Annotated in this window: 5 protein-coding genes; 4 read left to right on the top strand and 1 reads right to left on the bottom strand. The window is 68.9% G+C overall.

Translation table 11 applies throughout. The features are described from left to right. The first annotated feature begins 116 nt into the window (after nucleotides 1–116). Complete coding sequence (locus tag ACLBX9_RS23910) at nucleotides 117–1316, top strand: IS256 family transposase (protein ID WP_042675019.1); 1200 nt, start codon at nucleotides 117–119, stop codon at nucleotides 1314–1316. Nucleotides 1317–1452: 136 nt separating this feature from the next. On the opposite strand, the gene ACLBX9_RS23905 is transcribed toward ACLBX9_RS23910, so the two are convergent. After that, complete coding sequence (locus tag ACLBX9_RS23905; RefSeq protein ID WP_083920293.1) at nucleotides 1453–1617, bottom strand: Flp family type IVb pilin; 165 nt, start codon at nucleotides 1615–1617, stop codon at nucleotides 1453–1455. Nucleotides 1618–2118: 501 nt separating this feature from the next. Here ACLBX9_RS23905 and ACLBX9_RS23900 point away from each other — a divergent pair. The 3 genes from ACLBX9_RS23900 to ACLBX9_RS23890 are packed head-to-tail and all read left to right on the top strand — an operon-like array spanning nucleotide 2119 to nucleotide 6965. Next, entirely contained in the window at nucleotides 2119–3531 is a 1413-nt protein-coding gene (locus tag ACLBX9_RS23900; protein WP_447720685.1) for a TadE/TadG family type IV pilus assembly protein, read from the top strand. Nucleotides 3532–3568: 37 nt separating this feature from the next. Further along, nucleotides 3569–4603 carry an HD-GYP domain-containing protein gene (locus ACLBX9_RS23895; RefSeq protein ID WP_010686059.1) on the top strand — a complete coding sequence of 345 codons (1035 nt, stop codon included), beginning with the start codon at nucleotides 3569–3571 and terminating at the stop codon, nucleotides 4601–4603. Between the two features lie 22 nt (nucleotides 4604–4625). Then, nucleotides 4626–6965 carry an ATP-binding protein gene (locus ACLBX9_RS23890; protein ID WP_447720684.1) on the top strand — a complete coding sequence of 780 codons (2340 nt, stop codon included), beginning with the start codon at nucleotides 4626–4628 and terminating at the stop codon, nucleotides 6963–6965. The last annotated feature ends 86 nt before the right edge of the window (nucleotides 6966–7051 follow it).

Here is a 7051-nt window from a genome sequence, read left to right as displayed (position 1 = left end):
CCGCCTGCGCGCCCTTCACAGCGCTGTAGCAGGCGGGATCTCTCGCGGGGTGGTCATCGGCGGTTGCCGGGTAGGGTCGGGTTGCGAGCACCAACCTCGAACCCGAGAGACCCCCGATGACCGACGAGATGATGGCCCTGCGCGGGCTGATGGAGAAGAGCGCCGACGCCGATCTGCTGCGCGAGATGATCGGCTTTGCGGCCGAGCGGCTAATGGAGCTGGAGGTCGGTGGCCTGACCGGCGCGGCGCACGGCGAGAAGAGCGCCGAGCGGCTGGTCCAGCGCAACGGCTACCGTGACCGGGATTGGCAGACGCGGGCCGGCACGGTCGAGCTGCGCATTCCGAAGCTGCGCAAGGGCAGCTACTTTCCGGGCTTCCTGGAGCCGCGACGCATGGCCGAGAAGGCGCTCACGGCTGTGATCCAGGAGGCCTACATCCAGGGCATCTCGACCCGATCGGTTGATGACCTCGTCCAAGCGATGGGCGGCACAGGCGTGTCGAAGAGCCAGGTCAGCCGGCTCTGCCAGGAAATCGACGAGCGCGTGGGCGCGTTCCTCGCCCGGCCCATCGAGGGCGAGTGGCCCTACCTCTGGATCGATGCGACCTACGTGAAGGTGCGCCAGGACGGCCGTATCGTCTCTGTCGCCGTAATCGTGGCGGTGGGCGTCAACGGTGACGGCCGTCGCGAGGTGCTCGGCATGGATGTCGGCCCGTCCGAGGCCGAGACGTTCTGGACGGACTTTCTCCGCAAGCTGGCGCGCCGCGGCCTGCGCGGGGTCAAGCTGGTCATCTCGGACGCCCACGAGGGCATCAAGGCGTCAGTGGCCAAGGTGATGAACGCGACCTGGCAGCGTTGCCGCGTCCACTTCATGCGCAACGTGCTCGCCCATGCCGGACGCAGCGGGCGGCGTGTCGTCTCCGCCTTCATCGCCACGGCATTTGCCCAGGACGATGCCGAGGCGGCCCGTCAGCAGTGGCGGCGCGTGGCTGATCAGCTCCGGCCGAAGGTCCCCAAGCTCGCCGCCCTGATGGACGAGGCTGAGCCGGACGTGCTGGCCTACATGGGCTTCCCCACCCAGCATCGGGTCAAGCTGCACTCCACGAACCCGCTTGAACGCCTCAACGGCGAGATCAAGCGCCGGACCGAGGTGGTCGGCATCTTCCCCAACGAGGCGGCCATCACACGCCTCGTCGGCGCGATCCTGCTGGAACAGAACGACGAGTGGGCCGTCCAGCGCTCCCGCTACATCACCCTGGAAAGCATCGCCCCGATCGGCGATGATCCCCTCGTCAGCCTGCCGACCCTGGCAGCCTGATCAATCCGGCCCCGGCCGGTGATCGTGGTGGCCACGCCGAAGCTACACCACGCCAGGGGACACAGCCTCAGTGCGACCGACTAGTCCCTCCCGGTCGCCCGGGCTGCCGCCGCGAGGCTTCCGACGGGAGGCTTTTTCAGTTCAGGTTGTTGGAAATCGCGCTGAACTTCGTGCCGAGCCTCACGCCCACGAGCCTGAGCGAGGCAATAACGACGACCGCGATAAGGGCGGCAATCATCCCGTATTCAATTGCTGTAGCGCCGGACTCGTCGCGGATAAATCGTCGTAGGATCTGAGACATTGGGCTGACCTGTGGCAATACTGGAGCATCACGAACCAGCGATAGCGACGGCTCGTTTACGGTTTGTGAAGAGACATCGATCGCCGGCACTCCGCGCTGCGCGGCCGCGATATCGTCCGCGTCGATCGTGTCCGGCTGGCAGGCATGCCACATTCTCAACGCGTCCGGTCGCCCCTCACGGCCCCGGCACTGGCCGGCCGGATCCGAGAGATCGGAAACATGGTGGACAAAGCGCTTCCGTCACGGCGCCCGTCACGATCGTGCAACCGGCCATGCCAATTGCATCCATAAGTTGTTTTCGTCCCGGCATGGATCGTACGTGAGATCGCTTTTCTCGGCCGGCCCCCGGGCGGCGTGCGAGATTTTCGCGATCTTCAGCGGCGCGCGCTGGGTCTGGCAGCCGACGGTCACAAGATCTCGTGTGCCGGATTAAGATGTTAGCTATTTCTCTCCGCTAATTTTTCTCCACATCGACCCGCTGGGTCGAATCCAGACCCCACGATGAGGAGCATCAGGGTGAATGTCCGCTGGCAGATCTCTGCCCGCCGATGGCGCATGCGGGGCTTTGCCTTCGCCAGGAATGGCCGAGGTGGCGTCGCACTGACCTTCGCCCTCTCGTCCCCGATCCTGTTCGGACTCGTCGGTGGCGGCGTCGACTACGCCCGCCTGGTGGCGCGCCGCACGCAGATCCAGAATGCCGTCGACGCCGGTGCCCTGGCCGGCGGCAACGCGCTGAAGCTCGCCGCCTCGGACGCGGCCTCCGTTCGGGGAGCCGTGGAGCAGATCATCGTCGCCAACGCGCCTGCACCCGCCGACAAGCCGCTGGCCATCACCGTCGCGGTGGCGGACGACAAGACCAGCGTGTTCGCCCGCGCCGAAGACCGCGTGGCGCTCACCTTCGGCCGCTTCATCGGCCTCGCCAGCCAGACCGTCGCCGCGCAGGCCAAGGTCAGCATCGTCGGCAAGATGCGCCTGTGCATGCTGACCCTCGATCCGAGTGCGCCGGGGGCCTTCAACCTCCAGAAGAACGCGCAGGTCACCGCGCTGGGCTGCGCGCTCTACTCCGACTCGGTGAGCCCGCTCGGGATGGTCGGGGGCGCCAACGCCCTGGCGCGGGCCGATACGATCTGCTCGGCGGGGGGCTATTCCGGCGTCCGGGCGAATTTTTCGCCCCCGCCGCAGACGGAATGCCCGGTCATCCAGGATCCCCTGCAGGGTCGCGTCGCGCCGCCCGTCGGCGGCTGCGCGAGCCTGCCCTTCCCGTTCAACCTGCTGCCACTCGGCAAGATGGCGACCATCGACAAGGACGTCACGCTCGAACCCGGCACCTACTGCGCAGGCCTGACGGTCAAGAAGAACGCCACGGTGACGATGCGGCCCGGCATCTACGTGTTCAAGGACGGGCCGCTCATCGTGAAGGACAACGCGACGCTGACGGGCGTCGATGTCGGCCTCTACTTCGCGGGGGACAAGGCGGGCCTCCTCTTCGACAAGAAGACCACCGTCAGCCTCTCGGCCCCGACGACCGGCGTGATGGCCGGGATGCTGATGTCCGAGCAGCCTGCCGTGACGGCTCCGCTCGATCCGGCGCTGGGCGTGACGGACGACTCGACGGGCGCCCCTGTGCCGCCCACCCCCGCTCCGCTGGGGCAGACGGCGCCGATGCGGATCTACCGGATCATCAGCAACAATGCCCGCACCATGCTGGGCACGATCTACCTGCCCTCGGGCCGCCTCGTGATCGACGCCGACAAGCCCGTCGCCGACCAATCCGCCTACACCGTCGTCGTGGCGCGGCAGGTCAATCTCTACGAGGGGCCGAACCTCTACCTCAACGCCAATTACGAGGGCACCAGCGTGCCCGTGCCCAAGGGCGTCGGCCCCCTCGGCGGCAGGGTCGTGATCTCGCAATGACATCCTCTTTCGCGGACGGATCGTCTGGAGGCTCGTGGTGCTCGCGCTGATCCTCGACGATGCCGAGATGAACAACCTGCTGATGGTGCAGGCCTTGAAGCCCGTGGCCGATTGCGAGCCTGTGGCCTTCACCTGCCCGAAGGCCGGGCTCGCCTTCCTGCGGGAGAACGTCGACCGGATCGGCGTCGTCGTCACCGATTACGACATGCCGGAATTGACCGGCCTCGACATCATCGCCGCCGCGCGGGACATCCCGGGCTTCGCGCACGTCCCCATCGTCATGGTCACGAGCATGGACCAGCGCAGCTTGCGCCATCAGGCCCTGCGCGCGGGCGCCACGGACTTCCTCGGCAAGCCGTTCGACCCGGTCGAGATCCAGGCGCGGATCGCCAATCTGTTGAAGATCAGCGCCGCCCATCGCCAGCAGCAGGACCGCGCCGCGTGGCTCGCCCGCGAGGTGGCGTCCGCCGTGGCCGTCATCGAAGCGCGGGAGCACGAGATCATCGCCCTGCTGATGCGCGCCGCCGAGCACCGCGACAACGATACCGGCAACCACATCGCGCGGGTGGCGGGCTATGTCGACGTCATCGCCCGGAACCTCGGCTTCGCGCCGCCGGACATCCAGATCCTGAAGCTCGCCTCGACGATGCACGATGTCGGCAAGATCGCAGTCCCCGACTCGATCCTGCTCAAGCGGGGCCCGCTGTCGGCCGAGGAGCGCGCCGAGATGGAGAAGCACGCCGAGCGCGGTCGGCAGATCCTGGAGGGCAGCAGCTCCGACGTCGTGCGGATCGCCGCCGAGATCGCCGAGAGCCACCACGAGCGCTGGGACGGAACCGGCTATCCGCGGGGCCTGAAGGGCGCGGCGATCCCGCTCCCCGGCCGCATCGTGGCGGTGGCGGATGTGTTCGACGCCCTCGTCTCCGAGCGTCCCTACAAGCAGGCCTGGCCGCTGGAGCGCGCGCGGGCCTTCGTCGCCGAGCAGGCCGGGCTCCATTTCGATCCGCGCTGCGTCGAGGCCTTCCTCGCGGGCTGGAGCGAGGTCGAGAAGACCTGGGCCGAGGCCGCCTGAGACTGGCGAAGGGGAGCGCAGCGTGAGGCACACGTGGAGGCACACGTGGGTGAAGCCGGGCCGCTCCGTCGCGGGCCGGATCGCCCTGGTCGTCACGGGCGCCGTCACGGCGGCCCTGATCGTCGCCGCCGGCCTGTCGGTCTGGCGCGAGCTCGACCGCTTCACCGAGGATCAGCGCGAGGCGCTCAACACGATCGCCCAGGTCTTCGCCTTCGGGAGCGCGAAGGCCGCCGCGTCGGGCGACGAGGAGGCGATGAACGCCACGCTCCGGGCCATCGGCAAATTGCCGCTGATCGTCTACGGCGCCGTCGAGGGGCGGGACGGCACGATACTGACCGAGCAGGGCTTGGGCCTGCGCCTCAACCGGGACACGGCCCTCGACGCGCAGGACATTTCGCCGTGGAGCATCCTCGGAACCCGCACCCTGCGGGGCGAGGCGACGATCATGGACAACGGCGTCCCGATCGGCCGCGTGGTGCTCATCCGCGAGACCCCGCTCGTCGTCGGCCGCGTGCTGGACGCCGCGGAGAACGCGGGCCTCGCGGCGCTGCTCGCCGTCGCCATCGGGATCGGCGTGTCCCTGCAGTTGCAGCGGAGCGTGATGCGACCCCTGGCGCTGCTGGCGGGGACCATGGACGCCGTGCGCCTACGCCACGACTACACGCGGCGCGCGCCCGTGACGAGCGACGACGAGGTCGGCCGGCTCGCGCGGACCTTCAACGATCTCCTCTCGGCCGTGAACGAGCGCGACGATCAGCTCGCCGCCCACAGCGCGCATCTCGAGGCGGAGGTGAAGGCCAGGACGATCGACCTGACCGAGGCCAAGCACGCGGCCGAAGCCGCCAACGCGGCGAAATCCACCTTCCTGGCGACGATGAGCCACGAGATCCGCACGCCGATGAACGGCGTGCTCGTGATGGCCGAGCTGCTCGCGGGTTCGGACTTGCCGCCGCGCCAGCGCCGCTACGCGGACGTGATCGCGCGATCCGGCAAATCGCTGCTGGCGATTATCAACGACATCCTCGACTTCGCGAAGGTCGAAGCCGGCAAGCTCGACCTCGAGCGGGTGCCGGTCAGCCCCGTCGAAGTGGCGGACACGGTCGTCGCGCTCTTCGCCGAACGCGCCCGATCGGCTGGGCTTGGCCTGACGGCGCAGATCGCCCCGGAGGTGCCGCGGGCCATCCTCGGAGACCCCGTGCGCCTCGGTCAGGTCGCGAGCAACTTCGTCTCCAACGCGCTGAAATTCACCGCGGCGGGCGAGGTCACGCTGCGCATGGAGATCGACCCCGCCGACGGGTTCCTCGTCCTCTCCGTGACCGACACCGGCATCGGCATTCCGCAGGACAAGCTCGGCGCGATCTTTTCGGCCTTCTCCCAGGCAGATCAGTCGACGACGCGGCGCTTCGGCGGTACCGGGCTCGGCCTCTCCATCGCCCAACGCATCGTGGAGGCGATGGGGGGCAGCGTCGGCGTCGACAGCGAGGTGGGCGCAGGCTCGACCTTCTTCGCCCGCTGGCCCGTCGAGGCGGTCGAGCCCGTCCCCGTGCACGCGAGCAAGCCGTCCCCGTCCTTGCCGCGCTTTCCCGGCGCGCGCGTGCTCGTGGCCGACGACAGCGCCGTCAATCGCGAGGTGGCCGTGGAGGCCCTGGCCCGGTGCGGTGTCACCGATGTCGTGACCGTCGAGGACGGGCTCGCCGCGGCCGAGGCCAGTGCGGCCCGTCCGTTCGACATCGTCCTGATGGACGGCAGCATGCCGGTGATGGACGGCTTCACCGCGGCCAGGACCATCCGCCAGCACGAGCTGCGGATGGGCAGACGGCGCACGCCGATCGTCGCGCTCACCGCCCACGTGCTGGCCGACGCGGCCGAGGCCGCGCAGGCCGCCGACATGGACGGCATCCTGCCCAAGCCCTTCACCCTGGCGCAGCTCGCGCACCTGCTTCAACAGCATGTCGCGGGTGAGGCGCCCAACCCGGTCGAGCCGTCCGAGCCGCAGGCCGACCCGGACACGCTGCTGGACGGCGACGTCATCGACGGCCTGCTGAGCCTCGGGGACGGCGCCTTCCTGGCCCGCGTCGTCGATCTCTACCGCCAGCAGGCACCCGTCGTCCTGTCGGCCCTGCGGGACGCCGTCGCGGCGGCGGACCAGCCCGCCATCGCCCGGGCCGCTCACAGCCTGAAATCCATGAGCGCCAATATCGGAGCCCTGGTCCTTGTCGGGCGCCTGAAGTCGATCGAGATGGCGGCGCGCGACGGTGCCTTCGTCGGAAGTCTCGGCGATTGCGACGCTCTGGACCCCGTGCTCGACGCGACCATCCTCCTCCTCGATCAGCGCACGGCACAGGTCCGGACCGCGGCGTAGGGGTTGTGCCGTGCATCGGTCCCCGGAAGCGGCGCGAGGCCGATCCGTCCGGAGGCCGGACGCGTGACGGGATGGACATGATCTTC

This window comes from Methylobacterium sp. A49B, assembly GCF_053346215.1.
This window is presented reverse-complemented; position numbering and strand designations above follow the sequence as displayed.

What these genes read in the sequence shown, in the direction of transcription:
- ACLBX9_RS23910 (WP_042675019.1), top strand. Translation starts at nt 117, where the DNA reads ATGACCGACGAGATGATGGCCCTGCGCGGGCTGATGGAGAAGAGCGCC.
- ACLBX9_RS23905 (WP_083920293.1), bottom strand. Translation starts at nt 1,617, where the DNA reads ATGTCTCAGATCCTACGACGATTTATCCGCGACGAGTCCGGCGCTACA.
- ACLBX9_RS23900 (WP_447720685.1), top strand. Translation starts at nt 2,119, where the DNA reads ATGAGGAGCATCAGGGTGAATGTCCGCTGGCAGATCTCTGCCCGCCGA.